The 21,068-nt window shown below is 56.1% G+C and carries 20 protein-coding genes; 7 read left to right on the plus strand and 13 right to left on the minus strand.

The window, feature by feature from the left end:
* Positions 1 to 31 precede the first annotated feature (31 nt).
* The 3 genes from dnaJ to dnaK all read right to left on the minus strand — a co-directional run bounded on the left by dnaJ (position 32) and on the right by dnaK (position 5,143).
* Positions 32 to 1,162: a molecular chaperone DnaJ gene (gene dnaJ, locus FHW16_RS07230; RefSeq protein WP_091879271.1), complete on the minus strand. Its 1,131-nt coding sequence runs from the start codon at positions 1,160 to 1,162 to the stop codon at positions 32 to 34.
* A 1,294-nt stretch (positions 1,163 to 2,456) separates the two neighbouring features.
* Positions 2,457 to 2,975: a hypothetical protein gene (locus FHW16_RS07235; RefSeq protein ID WP_182548409.1), complete on the minus strand. Its 519-nt coding sequence runs from the start codon at positions 2,973 to 2,975 to the stop codon at positions 2,457 to 2,459.
* Between the two features lie 251 nt (positions 2,976 to 3,226).
* Entirely contained in the window at positions 3,227 to 5,143 is a 1,917-nt protein-coding gene (gene dnaK / locus FHW16_RS07240) for a molecular chaperone DnaK (RefSeq protein WP_182548410.1), read from the minus strand.
* Between the two features lie 226 nt (positions 5,144 to 5,369).
* Here dnaK and FHW16_RS07245 point away from each other — a divergent pair, with 226 nt between their 5' ends.
* Positions 5,370 to 6,533 (plus strand): zinc metalloprotease HtpX, encoded by a 1,164-nt coding sequence (locus FHW16_RS07245; protein ID WP_182548411.1) that lies wholly within the window; start codon positions 5,370 to 5,372, stop codon positions 6,531 to 6,533.
* A gap of 22 nt (positions 6,534 to 6,555) precedes the next feature.
* Here the strand turns inward: FHW16_RS07245 and FHW16_RS07250 are convergent, their stop codons facing one another.
* Together FHW16_RS07250 and FHW16_RS07255 are read right to left on the minus strand one after the other, a co-directional pair.
* On the minus strand, positions 6,556 to 7,545 hold the full coding sequence (locus FHW16_RS07250; protein WP_182548412.1) for a Gfo/Idh/MocA family protein: 990 nt from the start codon (positions 7,543 to 7,545) through the stop codon (positions 6,556 to 6,558).
* 67 nt (positions 7,546 to 7,612) lie between these two features.
* Positions 7,613 to 8,497 (minus strand): LysR family transcriptional regulator, encoded by an 885-nt coding sequence (locus tag FHW16_RS07255; protein ID WP_182548413.1) that lies wholly within the window; start codon positions 8,495 to 8,497, stop codon positions 7,613 to 7,615.
* Positions 8,498 to 8,596: 99 nt separating this feature from the next.
* Between FHW16_RS07255 and FHW16_RS07260 the strand changes: the two genes are divergently transcribed.
* Entirely contained in the window at positions 8,597 to 9,592 is a 996-nt protein-coding gene (locus FHW16_RS07260) for an aldo/keto reductase (RefSeq protein WP_182548414.1), read from the plus strand.
* Between the two features lie 23 nt (positions 9,593 to 9,615).
* Here FHW16_RS07260 and FHW16_RS07265 read toward each other — a convergent pair whose 3' ends face one another.
* On the minus strand, positions 9,616 to 10,404 hold the full coding sequence (locus FHW16_RS07265; protein ID WP_210278029.1) for a helix-turn-helix domain-containing protein: 789 nt from the start codon (positions 10,402 to 10,404) through the stop codon (positions 9,616 to 9,618).
* A gap of 120 nt (positions 10,405 to 10,524) precedes the next feature.
* On the opposite strand from FHW16_RS07265, the gene FHW16_RS07270 reads away from it, so the two are divergent.
* Positions 10,525 to 10,911, plus strand: coding sequence for a hypothetical protein (locus tag FHW16_RS07270; protein WP_182548416.1), 387 nt, complete (start codon positions 10,525 to 10,527; stop codon positions 10,909 to 10,911).
* A gap of 218 nt (positions 10,912 to 11,129) precedes the next feature.
* Complete coding sequence (locus tag FHW16_RS07275) at positions 11,130 to 11,942, plus strand: aspartyl/asparaginyl beta-hydroxylase domain-containing protein (RefSeq protein WP_182548417.1); 813 nt, start codon at positions 11,130 to 11,132, stop codon at positions 11,940 to 11,942.
* A gap of 225 nt (positions 11,943 to 12,167) precedes the next feature.
* On the opposite strand, the gene pheT is transcribed toward FHW16_RS07275, so the two are convergent.
* The 7 genes from pheT to infC all read right to left on the minus strand — a co-directional run bounded on the left by pheT (position 12,168) and on the right by infC (position 18,305).
* Positions 12,168 to 14,582, minus strand: coding sequence for a phenylalanine--tRNA ligase subunit beta (pheT, locus tag FHW16_RS07280; RefSeq protein WP_182548418.1), 2,415 nt, complete (start codon positions 14,580 to 14,582; stop codon positions 12,168 to 12,170).
* A 21-nt stretch (positions 14,583 to 14,603) separates the two neighbouring features.
* Positions 14,604 to 15,014 (minus strand): ASCH domain-containing protein, encoded by a 411-nt coding sequence (locus FHW16_RS07285; RefSeq protein ID WP_182548419.1) that lies wholly within the window; start codon positions 15,012 to 15,014, stop codon positions 14,604 to 14,606.
* Positions 15,011 to 16,093, minus strand: coding sequence for a phenylalanine--tRNA ligase subunit alpha (gene pheS / locus FHW16_RS07290; protein ID WP_182548420.1), 1,083 nt, complete (start codon positions 16,091 to 16,093; stop codon positions 15,011 to 15,013). The genes FHW16_RS07285 and pheS overlap by 4 nt, the downstream gene beginning before the upstream one ends.
* Before the next feature lie 152 nt (positions 16,094 to 16,245).
* Complete coding sequence (gene rplT / locus FHW16_RS07295) at positions 16,246 to 16,647, minus strand: 50S ribosomal protein L20 (protein ID WP_091879294.1); 402 nt, start codon at positions 16,645 to 16,647, stop codon at positions 16,246 to 16,248.
* Positions 16,648 to 16,678: 31 nt separating this feature from the next.
* Complete coding sequence (gene rpmI / locus FHW16_RS07300; protein ID WP_008127399.1) at positions 16,679 to 16,879, minus strand: 50S ribosomal protein L35; 201 nt, start codon at positions 16,877 to 16,879, stop codon at positions 16,679 to 16,681.
* Positions 16,880 to 17,071: 192 nt separating this feature from the next.
* Positions 17,072 to 17,689 (minus strand): methyltransferase family protein, encoded by a 618-nt coding sequence (locus FHW16_RS07305; protein WP_182548966.1) that lies wholly within the window; start codon positions 17,687 to 17,689, stop codon positions 17,072 to 17,074.
* 79 nt (positions 17,690 to 17,768) lie between these two features.
* Positions 17,769 to 18,305, minus strand: a complete 537-nt coding sequence (gene infC / locus FHW16_RS07310; RefSeq protein WP_100000798.1) for a translation initiation factor IF-3 — start codon at positions 18,303 to 18,305, stop codon at positions 17,769 to 17,771.
* A gap of 224 nt (positions 18,306 to 18,529) precedes the next feature.
* Here infC and FHW16_RS07315 point away from each other — a divergent pair, with 224 nt between their 5' ends.
* The 3 genes from FHW16_RS07315 to FHW16_RS07325 all read left to right on the plus strand — a co-directional run bounded on the left by FHW16_RS07315 (position 18,530) and on the right by FHW16_RS07325 (position 21,059).
* Entirely contained in the window at positions 18,530 to 19,321 is a 792-nt protein-coding gene (locus FHW16_RS07315) for an alpha/beta hydrolase (RefSeq protein ID WP_182548421.1), read from the plus strand.
* Between the two features lie 21 nt (positions 19,322 to 19,342).
* Positions 19,343 to 20,488, plus strand: coding sequence for a benzoate/H(+) symporter BenE family transporter (locus FHW16_RS07320; protein ID WP_182548422.1), 1,146 nt, complete (start codon positions 19,343 to 19,345; stop codon positions 20,486 to 20,488).
* A 115-nt stretch (positions 20,489 to 20,603) separates the two neighbouring features.
* Positions 20,604 to 21,059 carry a DUF2852 domain-containing protein gene (locus FHW16_RS07325; protein WP_182548423.1) on the plus strand — a complete coding sequence of 152 codons (456 nt, stop codon included), beginning with the start codon at positions 20,604 to 20,606 and terminating at the stop codon, positions 21,057 to 21,059.
* Positions 21,060 to 21,068 lie beyond the last annotated feature (9 nt).

A 21,068-nucleotide genomic window follows, 5' to 3' on the forward strand; every position in this document is an offset into this window, starting at 1 on the left:
CAAGGCCAGTTGTCTTAATTCCGTAACAAATTTACTCGCTCAGTCCTTCGAAGAATTCCTTCATACGGGCAAAAAAGCCTGATGATTGCGGGCTGTTGTCCTGCGACGACACACGCTCGAACTCTTCCAGCAATTCGCGCTGGCGCTTGTTGAGGTTCTGCGGCGTTTCGATCGCTATCTGGATGTAAAGATCGCCCATGGCCGGCTGGCGCAAAACCGGCATACCCTTGCCCTTGAGGCGGAATTGCTTGGCGTTCTGGGTGCCCTCCGGGATTTTGACCCGTGTCTGCGTGCCATCAAGTGTTGCCACTTCAAACTGGCCGCCCAGCGCAGCAGTGGTCATGGAAATGGGGACTTTGCAGTAAAGATCAGATCCGTCGCGCTGGAAGAATTCATGCGGCTTCAGCGACAGGAAAATATAGAGATCACCTGAAGGGCCTCCACGAACACCCGCTTCACCTTCGCCGGTCAAACGGATCCGCGTGCCGTCCTCGATACCTGCTGGAATATTGACCGAGAGCGAACGTTCCTCGGTGATTCGGCCCTGTCCGGAGCATTTCGTGCAGGGATCCTTGATGGTCTGGCCGCGGCCGTGGCAGGTCGGGCAGGTACGCTCAATGGAGAAAAACCCTTGCGCCGCCCGGACACGGCCGGAACCGCCGCAGGTATTGCAGGTAACGGGCGATGTGCCAGGCTTGGCGCCACTGCCGGAACATTCATCGCAGGTAATGGATGTCGGCACGCGAATCTGCGCCGTCTTACCCGCATAGGCCTCTTCCAGCGTGATTTCCATGTTGTAACGAAGGTCGGCACCACGCTCACGGCCGCCGGAGCGGCGCTGGCGGCCGCCACCCATCATCTCGCCAAAAATGTCCTCGAAAATATCGGCAAAACCACCGGCACCGCCAAAGCCGCCGCCTCCACCGCCCATGCCACCATTTTCAAACGCCGCGTGACCGAACCGGTCATAGGCCGCGCGCTTGTTGGGATCTTTCAGCGTTTCATAGGCCTCGCCGATTTCCTTGAATTTGTGCTCGGCTTTCTCATCGCCCGGATTCTTGTCGGGGTGATATTGCATTGCCAGTTTACGGAAAGCGCTTTTCAGCTCTTTCTCATCAGCGCCTCTCGCTACGCCGAGGGTTTCGTAATAGTCAGCCTTCATCCAAACACTCGTTCCATGAAATCAGAGAGCCTCACGCAGAAGCTTGTTTTAGACCGGTATTTAGGTGTTCAACGCCCCGAATGCCATAGCCTACTTGGATTGATTCGTTCCAAGTGGCGCATATTTGCGCATTATTGCGTTTGTGTGGCAATCCTTCCACGGTTTTATACACGTGTGAAATGCAGATTGGCCCCATCTGTCACTTTCTGAGATTATAATGCCAAGCTGCCTTTCCCTGGCTGATCACACATTTTTCAAAACGGCGTCCCCGTTGCCACGCCCGCTTTTGCGTCTGGCCATTGAAAGAAGAGAATGACGGGCGGTCCTTGGAACGCGGGTCTTGGGTATTCTGGTATGCGATGTTTGCGATCCAAGGACCACCCGCCCCGGCGATTTGCGTTTCCGCCTGTTCTGCCTTGTCATCCGGCTGCTGGGCCGAATGAATAGAACAGCTTCAGCGAAACCTCCCCAGTCTCACAGGTTCTTCCCGCGAGGCCGAAGCGCCGATCCTTTCCCGACTTTCGAAAGTTTCCGGAAGCATTCCCGCCGGAAAGGACACGATGAGAATAAGCGAAGATGGAAAGTGTTGGATAAGTTGGCGTGATTTTTCTTAGAGGAACGGGATTGGCGAATGATCATCAGCCAAGCTTGCCAAACGGGCTTGGCGCTTCTCTCTCCGTCATCCTCAGTCCTCGGGTTTAACCCGAGGATGACCCGTGGACCCGTGGCAAAACGGAGGAAACGTATCCATGAACACAACGAGATCGAGTGCGCGTTCTCGCCGGTGTGGTCCTCGGGCCAAGCCCGAGGATGACGGAGAGTGGGGACTATGTGCGTGAGCGGAGAGACCGCAGGCAGATCATGCGTGGTTTGCCCTTCGGCAGGCTCAGGAAGCTCATCATGAGGGGGATAGGTGAGCTGCAAATAATCATCAGCGTTGCAGAGCTGGCCAGCCGTAAGCGTTGCAGAATATAACTCCCTGTGATCCTCACTCGCCCTCATGATGAGCTTCCTGAGCTTGCCGAAGGGCAAACCATGCACATTGCCTCTGCAACTCGCCCATGAAGGCGAGTGAGGATCACAGGGAACCAAGTTCTGCGAGGTTGGCCAGCTCCGAATTTCCGATTGGCATTGCAGCTCCGCTCTCCCTCATGGTGAGCTTGTTGAACCATGCACAATGTTCTCGCAGATATCCCGTCCGGTAGCCCAGGGAATGAAATCTCATCCAAACGTCTACATTATCGAATGCGCGCTTCGACTGGTTCGCCGTGAGACGTCGTGTGGATCGCAACGACTAATGCCATCCCTCGAACTCGTGGTATTCAAGTTCTCCTTCTGTAAGATCGCTATCATCTACAACCAAGTTTCGTGCAGTTTCCATAATGACTGCGCCGTCATACAGAACATTACACTCCTCATCCGTAATGGCCCCATGGGTCAAATTGGCAATGATCGCGCTCATTAAACTCGCAAAGCGAAGTTCAAAACTGTCAGACGCACCCGTGAAATTGAAATTGACCACCTTGCGATACGCCTGCAATTTCTCCCGGTCTTCGTCGCTATAACAGTCATCGATATCCCAATCATTGTCATAAACATGAAGTTCAAAACCGCTGACAAGATCCTTGTTTGCGAGACTTTCGAATGTGTTGCTGGTTATCCGGAACCGGATCGGCAAAAAGCCTCCATGCGTGGCGAATGAGAATTCCGGATGAAGTTCACAGACCATCTCAAACTTGTTCAGTTCCGCCAAGATGGTTGGAATCAGATCATCGGAAATTTCGTTCGCATATACGTTGATATCAATACTCATCACGCAATCCTTTGAAAAATATAGATAAAACTGCCTACTGCCCCTTCTGTGCCAAACGGAGACGCGCGATGGCAATAAGGTTTGAAACACGCTTTCTTCGATTATATGTTCTTCTTATGTTCACAGCCGATCAACGTCAATTAGACGAAAGCCCGATATGCGATTTTGCTTTACGAAATGTCTTTGCATCAAACGTACAAACAAAAAGCCCGGCACAGGGCCGGGCTTTTCATCACTTTATACGCCGCAGATTATGCAGATTTCTTCTTGCCGTTTTCGTCGATTTCTTCGAAATCAGCATCAACAACATCATCATGCTCCTTGGCCGCGGCTTCGGTCTTTTCACCTTCGCCTTCGGCAGCCTGTGCAGCTTCATACATGGCCTGACCAAGCTTCATCGAAACTTCCGCAAGCGTCTGTGTCTTCGCCTTGATGGCTTCGGCGTCGTCGCCTTCGGTCGCAGTCTTCAATTCAGCCAAAGCCGTTTCAATTGCCTGTTTGTCTTCAGCCGAAACCTTATCGCCATAATCCTTCAGCGACTTTTCAGTCGAGTGGATCAGGGCTTCGGCCTGGTTCTTGGACTCGACAGCATCGCGACGCTTCTTGTCTACCTCGGCATTGGCTTCGGCATCCTTGACCATCTTTTCGATGTCAGCGTCGGAAAGACCGCCAGATGCCTGGATACGGATCTGGTGTTCCTTGCCCGTACCCTTGTCCTTGGCCGAGACATTCACGATACCATTCGCATCGATGTCGAAACCGACTTCGATCTGCGGAACACCGCGCGGTGCGGGCGGAATGCCCACGAGATCGAACTGGCCGAGTGCCTTGTTGTCGGCAGCCATTTCGCGCTCGCCCTGGAAGACGCGGATCGTCACAGCAGACTGGTTGTCATCGGCTGTGGAGAACGTCTGCGACTTTTTCGTCGGGATCGTCGTGTTGCGGTCGATCAAACGTGTGAATACGCCACCAAGCGTTTCGATGCCGAGGGACAACGGCGTAACGTCGAGCAGCAGAACATCCTTGACGTCACCCTGCAGAACACCGGCCTGAATGGCTGCGCCCATGGCGACGACTTCATCAGGATTCACGCCCTTGTGGGGTTCCTTGCCAAAGAAGGCCTTCACGACTTCCTGGATCTTCGGCATACGGGTCATGCCGCCGACGAGAACCACTTCATCGATTTCACCAGCCTTGAGGCCCGCATCCTTGAGCGCTGCCTTGCAGGGCTCGACAGTGCGCTGCACCAGATCATCGACCAGGCTTTCAAACTTGGCGCGGGATAGTTTCATGGTCAGGTGTTTTGGACCGGAAGCATCAGCGGTGATGAATGGCAGGTTGATTTCTGTCTGCTGGGCTGACGAAAGCTCGATCTTGGCCTTCTCAGCAGCTTCCTTGAGGCGCTGCAGGGCAAGCTTGTCGTTCTTCAGGTCGATGCCCTGTTCTTTCTTGAACTCGGCTGCAAAATACTCGACCAGACGCATATCGAAGTCTTCACCGCCAAGGAACGTATCGCCATTGGTCGACTTCACTTCGAAAACGCCATCACCGATTTCCAGAACCGAGACGTCGAATGTGCCGCCGCCAAGATCGTAGACGGCAATGGTCTTGCCTTCCTTCTTGTCGAGGCCATAGGCCAAGGCAGCAGCAGTTGGCTCGTTGATGATGCGCAGGACTTCAAGGCCAGCAATCTTGCCGGCATCCTTGGTGGCCTGACGCTGGGCATCGTTGAAGTAAGCAGGAACGGTGATAACAGCCTTCTCTACCTTTTCGCCCAGATAGGCTTCAGCCGTTTCCTTCATCTTCTGCAGAATCATCGCCGAAATTTGCGAAGGCGAATATTTCTGCTTGTGAACTTCTACCCAAGCATCGCCATTGTCACCTTTGACGATGTCGTAAGGAACAAGCTTCTTGTCCTTTGCGACGGTCGGGTCGTCGAAGCGGCGGCCGATCAGACGCTTGACCGCAAAGACAGTTCCTTCCGGATTGGTGACAGCCTGACGCTTGGCCGGCTGGCCAGCAAGGCGCTCATCGCTATCCGTAAAAGCAATGATCGAAGGTGTCGTGCGCGCACCTTCTGCATTTTCGATGACCTTCGCGTTCTTTCCGTCCATGACGGAGACGCAGGAATTGGTCGTACCCAAGTCGATACCGATAACTTTAGCCATTACACTTCTCTCCATTCAGCAGGCTGCCGGGACCTCTGCCGAGCATTCCATTCAGCAGCCCCTAGGGGGGTTAAACAATACAAGACGACCACAGCGAGCCGAACTTGCGTGTTGTGGGCTATATAAGAAGGCTGAAATTACCATGCAAGTCAGAAGCTGCGGCATTTGCACGCCTAATCGCCTTAAAAGACTCGGCAAAGCGGCTTTTTACCGCCATATATCGCCTATGACCGATAGTACCCTTCACTTCAACCTTCCTGAGCACCGGCGCAGCCAGCTGATCAACAAGCTGCACACATGGCTGCTTCTCGCCGGAAGCCTGGCATTGCTCGTCGTCTGCGCTTTCACGCTGGCGGGACCCGTCGGCATTATCTACGCCTTTGTCTTCGGCGCAATAAGCCTTGTCGCGATACGGCGCATTAGTCCTCAGATGGTGCTGAAAATGTATAAAGCAAGGGCCGTAACACGTGCCGAGTTTCCGCAAGGCCTTGCCATTGTGGAGGAACTGTCACGCCGCGCCGGCCTGCAGCGTGTCCCGGCCCTTCATGTCATTCCATCGCGGATGATGAATGCCTTTGCAGTCGGCAGGAAAGATGATTCCGTGGTCGCTGTCACGGACCAGCTGATTCGGGTGCTGACGGCCCGAGAACTCACTGGTGTACTGGCTCATGAAATCAGCCATATCCGCAATGAAGACCTGAAGGTCATGGCGCTCGCCGATACCGTATCGCGCTTTACCTCGCTGATGTCGACAATCGGCATCGTCTCCCTGCTTTTCAATATTACCTTTCTGGCGAGCGGTGGACATGCACAGATCCCGTGGCTCGGCGTCCTTATTCTGCTCGTCGCCCCGACGGTCGGCGGCCTTCTGCAAATGGCCCTGTCGCGTACCCGCGAATTTGATGCCGATCTTGGCGCGGCACTGCTCACAGGGGACCCGGACGGGCTGGCGCAAGCACTGGTGAAACTGGAAAAAGCCCAAGGCAAGCTTTGGGAAAATCTTATCCTGCCGGGCGGTCGCATTCCCGACCCGTCCATCCTGCGCACGCACCCGCTGACGGATATCCGTGTGGCACGGTTAAAGGCGCTGAAGGATGCCTCCGGCGTGGTTGCGCGCGGCGAAGCGCTGCCGGATGATATTCTCGCGACGCTTATGGTTAAACCGCAGGACCGTATCCGTACCCGCCCCTCGCCGGTGCCGCAGATTACCAGCCGTCAGCACGGCCGCTGGAATTCCAGCAATCTGGAAATCCTGTCGCTCCTGAACACCCAGTCCGGCAAGCCGGTGGTATCAGGTCCGGCAGCCGAATGCGAAGCCTGCCCGAGAAGTCTCAATACTCCGGATTCTGACCCGCGCGTCCATGTGGCGCGCGGTGGCGTCTACTGGTGAACCAGATTTATGAGTGTACGACCTAGGCGACCGCTTCCCAATTGCCGGTTTCACCAGCGCGGTAGATCGCATCAATCAGCTTCTGATTGAGAACTGAGCTTTCCAGCGAGAACACAGCCGCATCTTCGCCTTTCGCCGCACGGGCAAAGGCTTCGATCTGCAAGCGATAATGGTTCACGTCGCCAAAGCTCCATTCGGTGGCACCGGTGTGGGTCTGGTTGTGCAGGGTAATGCGTGCGTGATCATACTTGCCGGTGTTGAAAGGCCCATGCACCTCGATAAAACCTTCGTCACCGTGGAAAACCATCAACTGACGCGCGGCGAGCTGGGTTGCCACGTAGAAGGAAAGTTCGAAACCATTGAAATCGGCGCGCACGCTGGCGTAGCAGTCGGTGCCGAAATCCGCATCGCGCTCGACATTGGCCGAAACCCTGACAGGTTCCTTGCCCGTGACGAAACGGGTGACAACCGTTGGATAGACGCCAATATCGGGCAGTGCGCCGCCGCCAAGCGACAGCTGGTTGCGCATATTGCCCGCATCCTTGTTGAAATAGGTGAAAGCTCCCTGAACCTGACGCAGGCGGCCAATGGCACCTTCGGCGATCAGATCGCGCACTTTCAGCCATTGCGGATGATAGGTCACCATGAATGCCTCGGCGATGAGAACGCCGTGGGTATCGCGGGCACGCTGCAGGGCGGCTATGTCGCCGGCATGCAATGAGATCGGCTTTTCGCATAGCACATGCTTGCCTGCCTCGGCTGCCCTGACCGACCACTCCACATGCTGCGAGGTGGGAAGCGGGATGTAGACGCCATCAATATCCCCGGATGCCAGCATGGCTTCATAGGTGCCGAAAGCATGCGGTGCGCCGAATCGCTCAGCCACCGCTCGCGCCTTCAGGAGATCACGGCTGGCGATACCCGACAGCACGGAATTCTCCGCATCGCATATGGCGGGGATAACCGCCGTAACCCCGATTTTCGCTGTCGACAGAATACCCCAACGGAACATGATGCCTTCTCCTCTTTGTCGCGTGCAACCTAAACAAGCCGAGACGGAATGGAAAGAAGCGCCAAGCTCAGACTTTGAAAAAATCGATGAATGCGCGCAAGGCCGGCCGCATCTGCCGGCGGCTCGGATAGTAGAGATAAACACCTGGAAATGGCGCGCACCAATCCTCCAGGACACGGAGCAAACGGCCATCGGTAATAGCCTCCGGTGCCATACATTCCAGTAGAAAGGCCACGCCGGCACCATCCAGAGCTGCCTGAATGACCAGCCGGTCGTCGCCAAGAATAAGCGGCCCGTTCATCCCCATGACAATCTCTTCGCCGTCTTTCTCAAACTCCCAGCGATAGATCTGACCGCTGGCAAACCGGCGTCGGATACACAGATGGTTGGCAAGCTCATGCGGATGCTGCGGTACCGGGTGCTTTCTGAAATAATCTGGTGCTGCGACGATGCTGGCCTTGATCGGATGGCTCATGCGCACGGCGATCATATCCGGCTCCAGACTTTCGCCGAGCCGCATGCCCGCATCAACGCCTGCCGCAACGATATCGTTGAATGGTTCCTCCACGCGCAGCTCAAGCGCCACCCCGGGATAGGCTGCCGCGAATGCGGCGATCCGTGGCGCCAATAGCCAGTGCGCCGCAAAGGGTGGAACGCTCAGCCGTAAAGTGCCGGCAACACGGTTGTTCGCTTCCTTGGCCGCATCCAGCGCAAGGTCTATTTCCGCCAGTGCCGGCCGGAGCCGTTTCAGTAGTAATGCGCCTTCCTCCGTCACCGTGACACTGCGCGTTGTCCTCGCGAGAAGACGAACACCAAGACTCTGCTCCAGTGACGAAATGGCATGGCTGACCGCCGATGGCGCAATGCCAAGCTGCTTGGCCGCGCCACGAAAACCGCCGCAGGCTGCAACGCTGGCGAAGACGGCGAGTTGGGAGAGATAAGATCGGTCCATTGATCTATTATATAGAACAAGCTGTGAAAGAATATGGGAATTATCGAACACTGATCCACACTCTAAATTCACTCCATCCCATCAAAAAGGAGATTGGTAATGAAAAAGCGCAAACTTGGAACGGAACTCAGTGTGTCAGCCGTTGGCCTCGGTTGCATGGGCATGACCTTTGCCTACGGCGGACAGGATGAGGCGGATGCGATCCGCACCCTGCATCGCGCGGTGGACATTGGCGTCACCTTTTTCGACACAGCAGAAGTCTATGGTCCCTTCGACAATGAAATTCTTGTTGGCAAGGCCCTGAAGGATCGCCGCGACAAGGTAGTGATCGCCACGAAATTCGGCTTCAAGATTTCCGATGAGGGGGTAGGTCCGTCGCGCATGGTTGGTGTCAACAGCCATCCCGAACACCTGAAGGCCGTTGCAGAAGCGTCGCTTGGACGGCTTGGCATCGAACAGATCGATCTCTTCTATCAGCACCGGGTTGATCCGAATGTGCCGATTGAAGACACGGTTGGGGCCATGGCCGAACTGGTCCAACAGGGCAAGGTGAAGGCGCTCGGACTGTCCGAAGCCAGCGCCGCCACGATCCGTCGCGCTCACAAGGTGCATCCGATTGCCGCTGTTCAGAGTGAGTACTCGCTGTGGAGCCGCGAGCCGGAGGAGGAGGTTTTCGCCGTATGCCGCGAGCTTGGCATCGGCTTCGTGCCTTACAGCCCGCTTGGCCGTGGTCTCCTGACCGGTACGATCAGCAAACCGGATGAACTGGGTGCTGATGACTGGCGCAAGACGCTGCCAAGATTCCAGGCTGACAACATGGACGCCAATGCGGCCCTGATTACCACGTTGAAGGGTCTGGCCGAGGACAAGGGCATTACAGCGGCACAGCTGGCGCTCGCCTGGGTCCTGCATCAGGGTGATTTCATCGTACCGATTCCCGGTGCCCGCAAGATCAGGCATCTGGAAGAGAATGCGGCGGCGGCCGATGTCTTGCTCTCCCCAGCGGATCTGAAAAAGATCGGCGAGGCGCTTTCACCAACACGGGTTGCAGGCAACCGCTATACGGATGCAGCCCTTGCACTTGTGAACGGCTGATCCGTCAGAGGGGCGCTGAACAATCAGCGCCCTGCACTGTCAGCAATGGCCCGCGTCGCGTCATCCGCCGGGAAATATTGCTCGATAAAAATCCCCTCCGTCAAAACCTCCTGCGCCGTGCCAAAGGCTGTCGCCGTGGTGATCCAGTTGGTCATGGCATCACCGATATGCAGCTTTACCGTGATAATCGGCGGCGGGTTACGGTCGCCTTCGTCATTGCGAAGCAGGGCGGAAATCTCCGCATCGTTTTCGTAACGCGCAATACGCTTGGCCAGCTGGCTTTTCGGACCATACAATCGCGCTTCGTTGCGGGCACGCTTCAGAAACAGCAGCGCCACATCCGGCCAATTGGCAATGGACCGGCGTACTGGCCCCGGCTCAAGCACCAGCGCGAGAATGTTCACGCCCGGCGTAATGGTAATACCCAGCGCATCCGCCAGACCAACAAAACCGGCATTTGCGACGAGAATATCGTGATCGGCATTGAAGGCCACCGCAGGCCATGGCGCATGCCGTTCCAATATCATGTACAGGGTATCGCGAATCAGTGGTGGCAACCCGGTAAGGCCTTCACGCTCCGCCGAGAGGTAACGCGGCGCGAAACCGGCGGCGCCAAACAATTCGTTCTGAATCCTGAACGGCAATTCCAGGGCCTGACAGATGCGGATGATCATGCCTTCCGATGGCCCTGCCCGTCCGGTTTCCAGAAAGGACAGGTGACGGGATGAAATACCTGCTTCCAGTGCCAGATCCATCTGGCTGAGACGCCGGTGTGAACGCCACTGTTTGAGTTGATCGCCAAACTCCATCATCGCTTCCTTTCGGTTACAAAGTAGCCTTAGACGCTGTAGCACACCCATTACTTCTGAGGTAATTGTTTTGATTACCTCATGCTTGCATTCTTCGGCCATAGACGCAAAAAGGAGAATGAAATGACCAAAATCAAACTGACTGATGGACTGATGATCAACGCAGTATTGACCGGGATCACCGGGCTAGGACTAGCGCTCTTTGCCGAACTTTCTGCACTTTATCTGATACCGGGGGCGCCAGTCTGGCTGTTAGCAGCCATTGGTATCGCGCTTGTGCTCTTTGCCATCGACGTCGGCCTGATTGCCCGCTGGAAGGCGCATTCGCGCGCGCTCGTCGGCTTTGTCTTCATCGCCGACCTGCTCTGGGTCATCGGTGTTCCGGCAATTCTCATGATGATGCCCTCCGCCTTTACGGCCATCGGCATTGCCGTCACCCTTGTCGTGACGGCGGTGGTTGCCTGTTTCGCCCTTGTCGAATGGCAAGGACTGAAAACACTGGCTTCCTAGGCCTCGACTGTCATTTGTTGACAACAGAATTCACATTATAAATCCGCCATGGATGATGCCAGCTTGACAGACGATACGGTGTAAGGCCTATTTCACGCCGCTGCGGGGATCAGAAAACCCTGCAGCGGCTGTGCAATGTGCATGCAATTTATTTGTTCTAACACGCCAAACCACCCTGTTCGCTCATCGATGGTCAGGCCTTCTGAAGCTGGAATACAATGGAAAAAGCAACAAAAAAGTCGATCAGACGCTGGGCTATCGGATTGGTTCTGTTGGCGATTCTCGCCTATTTCGTCCCCTATCTGGTGATCTTCTACCTGATCTGCGGAATATACGATCTGTCGCGCAACAAGAATATCGATCTGCAGATGGTCGAGCAGTACTTCATGGGCAACGGCCTGTTCACCTGGATCCTGTCGCCGTTGAACATCGTACTCGATGTCTTGTCGTTGCCCTATATCAACAAGGGCGTCTACAAGCTGGAAGACCTGCCGGCCGACTATCAGGCGGAGGTACAGCGGCTGATCACAGCCACGCAAAAGGAAAACCTTGTCGGCAAATTGCAATCCCGCGCTGAACAGCAGGCGCGCAGCATGTTCTTCTTCAAATGGTACGGAAAAGACCAGCCGAGCTTCGTCAGCGTGCCGTCCTTCTACGAGAAGTATAATTTCGTGAAGACGATCGGCGTGTCGGTGTTCAACAAGAAAAACTCGACGTCGAAGCATTTTGGCCCGATCCGCGCCACCATCCGCGTGCTTTACAACATCAACGATATGAATGATCGCACCGCCTATATCTGGTGCGGTGACACGACGAGCTACTGGAAGGACGACAAGCTGTTCATCTTCGATGACACGCTGATGCACCAGTCGGTCAACCAGACCGACCAGACGCGCTACTGCCTGTTTGTCGACATTCTGCGCCCATCGTACCTGCCCGGCCTCTATGCTGCCATCGTCTCGTTCATGGGACTGATCCTTAAGGGCAGCAACTCGATCTTCTACAAGAACTGGAAAGTCATCCAGAAATAGATTCCGGTTTCAGACCAAATGAAAAGGGGCGCTTGAAGCGCCCCTTTTTTGTATCTGGATTCTCGACGGCAAAACCACAGTGCGTGGTTCGACAAGCTCACCATGAGGGAGAGTGAGGATTGCAAGCCAATCGTCGGCGTTGCAGGGGACGGCTCCCTGCAACCAATCCAATTCCCTCATGGTGAGCCTGTCGAACCACGCACCATGACTCCGCAACCTTTGGTCTTAACCGCGCAGCACGGCGCCAGTCTGTTTGCCAACGCTTTCGACAATCCGCTTGGTCAGCGCATCGAGATCCTCATCATTGAGTGTGCGCTCCTGCGGCTGGATCGCAACTTCAATGGCGACAGATTTCTTGTCCGCACCCAATGACGCGCCCTCGAACAGGTCGAACACCTGCACGCCGGTGATCAGCTTCTTGTCGCCGGCGAGAGCCGCGCGAACGATCGAAGCCGCATCCACCGACTTGTCGACAACGAATGCAAAATCGCGGCGGACCGTCTGGAAATCCGACAGGCTCAACGGCGGCTTGGTACGCGTTGCCTTCTGCTTCGGCTCAGGGATCGCGTCGATGTAGATTTCGAATCCGCAGAGCGCGCCCGACACATCAAGTGCTTCCAGCGTCTTCGGATGGAATTCACCGAATGTGCCCAGGATGACCTTTGGTCCAAGCTTGATCGTCCCGGAACGGCCGGGATGATACCAGGCTGGTCCGCCGCTTTCGATCTGCAGCTTGTCGACCGGCGCACCACAGGCTTCAAGAACCGCAAGGGCATCCGCCTTGGCGTCGAACACGCCAACCACCGTCGCGTTTCCAGCCCAGTGACGGCCGGAACCATCCAGCTTGGCCGTGCCGCGACGTATGCCTGCCGCGACCCGCCGCTGGGTTTCCGGTGTATTACCCTCGTAGGTGCCCGAGACTTCGAACAGGGCAAGATCATTGAACCCGCGATCAGCATTGCGCTGAGCTGCAGCCAAGAGGCTTGGCAACAGCGACGGACGCATATCCGACATATCAGCGGCAATCGGATTGGCGAGCTTCAACGAAGGCTGCCCGCCACCGAACAGCTTGGCCTGTTCCTCTGATATGAACGACCATGTGACCGCTTCCATCATGCCGCGTGAAGCAAGCGCACGCTTGGCATTGCGGGTGCGGATCTGCAGGGTGGTCAGAATCTTGCCATTGACGACCGTATGGCTTTGCAGCGGCTGCGGATCAATGCGGTTTACGCCATGAATACGCATGACTTCTTCCACCAGATCGGCCTTGCCATCAACATCCGGGCGCCAGGAGGGAACCAGAACATCCACCACCTCGCCTGTACCTTGCGGCTGGAAACCGAGTCGGCTGAGAATATCGAGGCTTGTCTGTACAGGCACTTCGATACCGGTGAGACGCTTGACTTCCGCCGCCGGGAATTTCACCGACTTCGGCGTGTAACCCTTGTAGCCGACGACCTGAGCTTCTGAGGGCGTACCGCCACACAGATCAAGGATCATATGAGTTGCGAGCTCAAGGCCCGGCACCATGAATTCCGGATCGACGCCGCGCTCGAACCGGTAACGCGCATCGGTGATAACACCGAGATTGCGGCCGGTGCGGGCAATGTTCATCGCATCCCAAAGCGCCGATTCAACCACGACATTGGTGGTGTTTTCGTCACAGCCGGAGTGTTCGCCGCCGAGAACGCCAGCAAGCGACTCAACGCCTTCCGCATCGGCAATAACACCGATATCGGGGTTCAGCGTATATTCCTTGCCGTTGAGACCGAGGATCGTTTCCCCCTCCCGCGCCCAGCGCACGGTGAGATTGCCCTTGACCTTGTCGGCGTCGAACACATGCAGCGGACGCCCACGATCGAATGTCATGTAGTTGGTGATATCCACCAGGGCATTGATCGGGCGCAGGCCGATGGCGATCAGGCGCTGCTGCAGCCATTTCGGGCTTGCGCCATTTTTCACGCCCTTCACGGTCCGCAAGGCGAAGCCTTCGCACATCGGAGCGCGATCGCCGAAATCGAGCGATACAATGACGGAGGGGCTACCGGCGCCTTTCACAGGTTCGACTGCACCGCTTTTAAGCGTGCCGATGCCTGCCGCAGCCAGATCACGGGCAATACCGTAAATGCTTGTGCAATCGGGCCGGTTTGGCGTCAGGTTGATTTCGATGACCGGATCATCAAGTCCAGCATAAGCGGCGAAACTGGAGCCAACAGGCGCATCGGCAGGCAGATCGATAATGCCGTTGTGCTCGTCCGACATCTGCAATTCGCGTTCGGAGCACATCATGCCATGGCTCTCGACACCGCGAATCTTGCCAACCGAAAGGGTGATGTCGATCCCGGGAACGTAGGCGCCCGGTGCAGCGAATGCGCCGATCAGGCCCGCGCGAGCATTGGGGGCGCCGCAGACGACCTGCAACGGCTTGCCGTCGCCCGTATCAACGGTGAGCACCTGCAACTTGTCCGCATCCGGATGCCGTGAAGCGGTCAGCACTTTGGCGATGACAAAAGGCTTCAGTGCCGCCTTGTCATCCAACGATTCCACTTCAAGACCGATCATGGTCAATGTATCGACGATCTCGCCGAGCGATGCTTCGGTCTCGAGATGATCTTTCAGCCAGGAGAGTGTGAATTTCATGATTTCACCCGTTTCTCGATTTCAGCGTTTGAGGATTTCGACAAGGCGAAACCGCTCACATAAAAGTTCCATGTCAGGCGAAAAGCCGCCGTTGCGACGAAAATAGCTCTCGTGATCGCTGCGCCACTCGGCCAGCGTCGCGGAGCCTTCACCCTCGTCACGGGCGAAAGCCTCATCGACGTCCTCAAACCGGCGATAGGTGATCTCCACCGTTTCGATGATTGCTGCCGGGTTTCCTGCTCCGTCCAGCACCACATCGCGTCGGCCGACTCTGGGTTTTCCTTCGACATTCTCGTCATAATCACGCACCGAACAACAGGTCGCGGTCTTCTTGCCGGAGAGCACCAGCGCCAGCAATTCATCCGCAAGTTCGGGTGAATCGCCGAACGCAAAGGTTTCGGCAGCCCGGTACTGTTCGGGAATCCCGGTCATGCGGTCAGGCCGCCAAACAGGGTTGGCATGTCGAGCGGTCGGAAGCCGTAATGCTGCAGCCAGCGCACGTCGGCATCGAAGAAGTCGCGCAGATCCGGCATGCCATATTTGAGCATGGCGATGCGATCAATGCCCATGCCCCAGGCAAAGCCCTGATACTCATCCGGATCAAGCCCGCCGTGCCGCAGAACATTCGGATGAACCATGCCGCAGCCGAGGATTTCCATCCAGTCCGTACCTTGGCCGAACTTGACCTCGTTTCCGGAACGGTCGCATTGGATATCGACTTCCAGGGAAGGTTCGGTGAACGGGAAGAAGGACGGACGAAAACGCATCTGCAGGGATGGCACCTCGAAGAAGGCCTTGCAGAATTCTTCCAGAACCCACTTCATGTTGGCGACATTCGCAGTCTTGTCGATGACGAGCCCTTCCACCTGATGGAACATCGGTGAGTGGGTCGCATCGGAATCCATGCGATACGTCTTGCCCGGAATGACAATACGAATCGGCGGCTTCTGCTTTTCCATGGTGCGGATCTGCACCGGACTGGTATGGGTGCGCAGAAGTTTGCGCTCGCCATTCTCATCCGGGTTGAAGAAAAACGTGTCGTGCATCTCCCGCGCCGGGTGGCCTTCGGGAAAATTCAACGCCGTGAAATTGTAGTAGTCAGTCTCGACGTCGGGGCCTTCAGCGATTGAAAAACCCATATCGGCGAAGATGGCCGTGATTTCATCCACCACCTGACTGATCGGATGAATGCGGCCGCGTTCTGTGGGCGCCGTGCGCACCGGCAGGGTGACATCGAGCTTTTCTTTCTCAAGGCGCTCGGTGATCGCTGCGTCCTTCAACGTGCTCTTGCGGCTGGTAAGAGCATCCGTGACACGGTTCTTCAAACCATTGATGGCGGGGCCCTGCGTCTGCCGTTCTTCTGGCGACATGGAGCCCAGCGATTTCAGTTTTTCCGAAATCGAACCCTTCTTGCCAAGCGCGGCAACACGGACGGCCTCGATGGCCGCTTCGTCATCCGCTGCCTCAATCTGCGCAATCAATACGCTTTCCAACTGTACCAGATCGTCCATGCTTCTCACCTGTTTCGCGTCTTGAGCGACTATGTGATCGTTTCAATGCAGAAAATTGAACCCATGTAGAAAATTGAAAAACCCGCGCCAGCCGAGCCAGCGCGGGTTTCCCAAGTCTTATTTCCGAATATGCTTTGGGAACGGCGGCTGACTTAGTGAACAGCGCCTTCAAAAGCATTCGGTGTGGTGTTCTTCAGATATTCGAGTGCCTTCTTGGCGGAAGCCACGAGTGCGCCGAACGCTGCTGGTTCGTGGATCGCGAGATCCGACAGAACCTTGCGGTCAACCTCGATACCGGACTTGCTCAGACCGTCGATGAAACGGCTGTATGTCAGGCCATGTTCGCGAACGGCAGCGTTGATACGCTGTGTCCAGAGCGCGCGGAACGTACGCTTCTTGTTCTTGCGGTCGCGGTAAGCGTACTGCTTCGAACGATCGACAGCAGCCTTTGCGGTCTTGATGGTATTCTTGCGGCGGCCGCGGAAACCCTCAGCCTGCTTCAGAACTTTTTTATGCTTGGCGTGGGACGTAACGCCCCGTTTTACACGTGCCATGATATGATCTCCTTAAAACGTCGCTGTCGGCTTAAAGGCCGTTGGGCAAGAACTTCTTCACGATTTTCGCATCGGCATCGGCGAGAACCATTGTGCCACGTGCGTCACGAATGAATTTGTTCGAACGTTTGATCATGCCATGGCGCTTGCCAGCGGCGGCGGCTTTAATCTTGCCAGTTCCGGTGATTTTGAACCGTTTCTTGGCGGCCGATTTGGTCTTCATTTTGGGCATTTTGCTACTCCTATTTCTAGGGTTCCTGTCACTCCAGTGGAGTCGGACCCTTCTGATTTCACTTCAGACCGACCAAAGTCTGAAAGCATGCAAAACCGCCACGGCATGCCCTGCCGGGCGGTTTGAACGCGGCCTTATACCGAGAAGCCGGAAAAAGCGCAACTGTTGAATCGCTGCCTGTATCTGAAAAAATCAGTAAAAACGAAACAGAACGGGCAGAATGTTGGCCGATTGCAGATATTCCACGAATTCGAGCAACGGGTAGGAAACAAAAAACACGAGCCCATCGGCCAAGGTCTTGTAGAGCATGGACGACTTGACGCTGAGAACCTCCGCTTCCCGGTACAGCCTCAGTTTCGGGAAGAAACGCGGCACGTCGCGCTTGTAGGCAAGGTAGGTTTCACCAAAGTTGGTCTCGAGATAACCTTCTTCGGCAACAATAACGAAATAGAACGCGATATAGCAAAGCACCGCCAGCGCGAAGGCAACGGTCAGACTGCCGGTCATCATGCCGATGCCAAAAGCGCCCAGGGTGCTGAAGACGTAAAGCGGGTTGCGGCTCATGGAATAGGGTCCGAGCCGGACAATCTCCGAACTCTTGCGCCCGCCAATATAGAGCGTGCACCACATGCGGCCGAGAATCGCCAGAACGATCACGCCGATGCCAAAATCCTCGATATATTCATGCGCCCAATCATTCGACCAGGCAGAACGGACCGTCAGCAAGGCACCGAGAATCAGAAGAATGATCACTGCCAGGGCAATGCGACGCCGATGCTGGAATCGGGTCATGTCTTTTGCGGAATTCAGCGCCATGGCTTCGTCAGTCCGGTTCGATCAAGACAAAAGCCGCCCGAAGGCGGCCTATTGTCTCAAATACTGTTCAGTTTTAGCGGGGCGCCAGAACCATCATCATCTGGCGGCCTTCAAGTCTTGGCTCAGCCTCAACTTTGGAAATCTCGACTGTGTCTTCTTTAACCCGGTCGAGCAATCGCATGCCGAGTTCCTGGTGGGCCATTTCACGGCCGCGAAAACGCAGCGTTACCTTGACCTTGTCACCTTCGTCGAAGAAGCGCTTGATCGCCTTCATCTTCACATCATAGTCATGTGTGTCGATGTTCGGCCGCATTTTGATTTCTTTGATCTCGACCGTCTTCTGCTTCTTGCGCGCCTCGGCAGCCTTCTTCTGTCCCTGGTACTTCAGTTTCCCAAGGTCAACGATCTTGCACACCGGCGGCTCGGCATTGGGCACGATCTCAACGAGATCGAGTCCAGCCTCATCGGCCATGGCCAGTGCGGCTTGAATGGTGACGATACCGTGGTTTTCACCTTCGGCATCAATGAGCTGTACCTGGGGTACCCGGATATCACGGTTTGAACGCGGTCCATCTTTCTGGACCACCTGTGCTCTAAAGGGTCGGCGAATGGCAGTAGTCTCCTTGAATTATTTCGGTCCCGCAAATAGCACCGTCAGGCCTCGCCTGCAATGCTTTGTCTGCGGGGCTTCGCTCAATAACATCTTTTCATGGATAAATCACCCGCTGCAAAGATAGGTTTATTTGCATTCTATACAATCCGCACCACAGTTGAATGGCTTTATTGATTACACTTTGCGTGGCAAAAGGCGTGCACACAGCTAGGAGACTGCCCATGACGGCTCGCCCGCCGCAATTCCTCACCGTCAACGAAATCGAGATCGCGCTGCGCCATCTTGAGGGCCGCCAGCCGGGCATCGTCTGGCTGGGCGGGTACCGCTCGGATATGCTCGGCAGCAAGGCAGAATGGCTTGATCAATGGGCCGAAGCCCGTGGCCACGCATTCCTGCGCCATGATTACTCCGCCCATGGCGAGTCGGGCGGGGAATTTCGGGATGGCACGATCTCGCGCTGGCTCGAACAGAGTCTTGCGGTGTTCAGAGCGTTTTCATCTGGCCCGCAGATCCTCGTCGGTTCGTCCATGGGCGGATGGATCGCATTGCGCATGATCGAGGAGCTGCAGAAAGCCGGTGAGCGTGACCGTATAGCCGGACTGGTCCTGATCGCCCCGGCACCGGACTTCACATCCGAACTGGTAGAACCGCAGTTGACGCCGGAACAGCGCCTCCAGCTCACCCAGCGCGGCTATATGGAAGAGCCATCTGAATATTCGCCGGAACCGTACATCTATACCAAAGCCCTGCTGGACGACGGCAGGGACAATCAGGTGCTCAAAGGAGTCATCCAGACCGATTGTCCCGTCCATATTCTGCAAGGTATGGAAGACAAGGATGTTCCTTACACCCATGCAATGCGGCTGGTCGATCACTTGCCGGTTGACGATGTGACCATTACGCTGGTGCGTGATGGCGATCATCGTCTGTCACGTCCGCAGGATCTTGAGCTTCTCACCCGCACCGTGGCTTCCATGGTCGAACACGCCGAACTCCGCACGTCCATTCTGTAAATCTTTCCAACAGGTTTCATCATGCGCTCCTCCGTGATTGCTTCTGCTGTCGTTGCCGCCATCGTTGGATTTGGCGGCACGCTCGCCCTCATCATTGCGGCAGCACAAGCCCTTGGTGCGACGCAAGCTGAGACGGCGAGCTGGGTCACGGCGCTTTGTCTCTCCATGTTCATCGCAACGGGTTTCCTCAGCTGGCGCTACAGGATGCCGATTATCACCGCATGGTCGACACCGGGACTGGCACTGATTGGAGCAAGTACCGGCTTTACCATGCAGCAGGGCGTCGGTGCTTTCATCGTCACGGCCATCGCCATCATCCTGACAGGACTGATCAAGCCGATCTCCGGTCTGGTTTCCAAAATCCCGGCGTCGATTGCATCCGGCATGCTTGCAGGCGTCCTCTTCGCCTTCCTTATCGGTGCGGCCCGCACCATCCCCGTCGATCCGCTCTTCGTCTTGCCGCTGGTGCTGCTTTTCTTCGTGATCCGTCTGTTCAATCCAGCAATGGCTGTGCTGGCAGTCCTCTTTGGCGGAATTGTCTTTGCTTTCGCCAGCGGCCGCGCCGCCAGTGTGCCCGATATCGGTCTCTCAACGCTCACCCTCATCATGCCGGTCTTCGACACACGCGCGGTCATCGGTATTGCCCTGCCCCTTTATCTCGTAACCATGGCGTCGCAGAATTTGCCCGGCTTCGCAGTTCTCCGCGCCGCGGGTTATGAGCCGCCCGCATCGGCAGCACTCCTGGTTACCGGATTGCTCTCACTGCTGACGTCGCCGTTCGGCGCGCATACGAGCAACATGGCCGCCATTTCGGCGGCAATCTGTACTGGGCCCGATGCCCATCCGGACCCGGCAAAGCGCTGGCTGACCGGTCCGTTCTATGCGCTTTCCTATCTGATACTGGCCATCTTCGGAGCCTCGCTGGTGGCGCTCTTTGCAGTCCTGCCGGCGCCTTTGATTGCCCTTGTCGCGGGCCTTGCCCTGATCGGCGCCTTTGCCAATGCACTGACGATCGCGCTCAAAAATGAGACCGAACGGCTCGCCGCAGTGGTGACGTTTGCTGTCACCGCGTCGGGTATTTCGATTGGCGGAATAGGTGCCGCCTTCTGGGCGCTGGTTGCCGGCCTGCTTGTTGTGGCTTTTGATCACGCAAAGAAACACATCTGATTTCAATCTCTTATCGCATTCAATCTTCCGATTTCTTGAAAAGCCATAATCCGTCTCCCATGTCGTAACTAATCGGCCAATCAGGGTCGGGCTTTCGTGAGAAGGAAGGGCTTTTATGAACACTGCTGCTTTGATCCGGCCAGGCTGGACCCCTGCAACCATCGCGCTGATGGTTATTGGTTTCATGCTGTTCTGGCCGCTTGGTTTCGCCATGCTTGCCTACATCCTCTGGGGTGACCGGCTGGATGGTTTCAAGCGCGACGTGAACCGCGCTACCGATGGCTTCTGCGGTGTATTCCGCCGTGGCAAGACTCAGTCATTTGGACGTGGCTCATTCGGCACGGGCAATGTTGCCTTTGATGAATGGCGCGAAAAAGAACTCGAGCGTCTCAATGAAGAGCGCCGCAAGCTCGAAGAGATGCGCGCTGAATTTGAAGACTACGCAAGCGAACTGCGCCGCGCCAAGGACCGTGAAGAGTTTGACCGCTTCATGGCGGAACGCAACGCTACGTCGAAAAAGCCGGCAACGCGTAAATCCGTTCCGGGCACCACCGACACTGAAGAAGAGTAACGGCATTCT

It is taken from the genome of Phyllobacterium myrsinacearum, assembly GCF_014138285.1.
In the GTDB taxonomy this organism is placed as follows: Bacteria; Pseudomonadota; Alphaproteobacteria; order Rhizobiales; family Rhizobiaceae; genus Phyllobacterium; species Phyllobacterium myrsinacearum_A.

Bases quoted from the DNA above. Each gene is read 5' to 3' on its own strand.
- FHW16_RS07270 (WP_182548416.1), top strand. From the start codon at position 10,525: ATGACCAAAATCAAACTGACTGATGGACTGATGATCAACGCAGTATTG.
- pheT (WP_182548418.1), bottom strand. From the start codon at position 14,582: ATGAAATTCACACTCTCCTGGCTGAAAGATCATCTCGAGACCGAAGCA.
- FHW16_RS07275 (WP_182548417.1), top strand. From the start codon at position 11,130: ATGGAAAAAGCAACAAAAAAGTCGATCAGACGCTGGGCTATCGGATTG.
- FHW16_RS07265 (WP_210278029.1), bottom strand. From the start codon at position 10,404: ATGATGGAGTTTGGCGATCAACTCAAACAGTGGCGTTCACACCGGCGT.
- FHW16_RS07250 (WP_182548412.1), bottom strand. From the start codon at position 7,545: ATGTTCCGTTGGGGTATTCTGTCGACAGCGAAAATCGGGGTTACGGCG.
- FHW16_RS07325 (WP_182548423.1), top strand. From the start codon at position 20,604: ATGAACACTGCTGCTTTGATCCGGCCAGGCTGGACCCCTGCAACCATC.
- FHW16_RS07315 (WP_182548421.1), top strand. From the start codon at position 18,530: ATGACGGCTCGCCCGCCGCAATTCCTCACCGTCAACGAAATCGAGATC.
- FHW16_RS07320 (WP_182548422.1), top strand. From the start codon at position 19,343: ATGCGCTCCTCCGTGATTGCTTCTGCTGTCGTTGCCGCCATCGTTGGA.
- FHW16_RS07260 (WP_182548414.1), top strand. From the start codon at position 8,597: ATGAAAAAGCGCAAACTTGGAACGGAACTCAGTGTGTCAGCCGTTGGC.
- FHW16_RS07245 (WP_182548411.1), top strand. From the start codon at position 5,370: ATGACCGATAGTACCCTTCACTTCAACCTTCCTGAGCACCGGCGCAGC.
- dnaJ (WP_091879271.1), bottom strand. From the start codon at position 1,162: ATGAAGGCTGACTATTACGAAACCCTCGGCGTAGCGAGAGGCGCTGAT.
- FHW16_RS07235 (WP_182548409.1), bottom strand. From the start codon at position 2,975: ATGAGTATTGATATCAACGTATATGCGAACGAAATTTCCGATGATCTG.
- FHW16_RS07285 (WP_182548419.1), bottom strand. From the start codon at position 15,014: ATGACCGGGATTCCCGAACAGTACCGGGCTGCCGAAACCTTTGCGTTC.
- dnaK (WP_182548410.1), bottom strand. From the start codon at position 5,143: ATGGCTAAAGTTATCGGTATCGACTTGGGTACGACCAATTCCTGCGTC.
- pheS (WP_182548420.1), bottom strand. From the start codon at position 16,093: ATGGACGATCTGGTACAGTTGGAAAGCGTATTGATTGCGCAGATTGAG.
- rpmI (WP_008127399.1), bottom strand. From the start codon at position 16,879: ATGCCCAAAATGAAGACCAAATCGGCCGCCAAGAAACGGTTCAAAATC.
- FHW16_RS07255 (WP_182548413.1), bottom strand. From the start codon at position 8,497: ATGGACCGATCTTATCTCTCCCAACTCGCCGTCTTCGCCAGCGTTGCA.
- rplT (WP_091879294.1), bottom strand. From the start codon at position 16,647: ATGGCACGTGTAAAACGGGGCGTTACGTCCCACGCCAAGCATAAAAAA.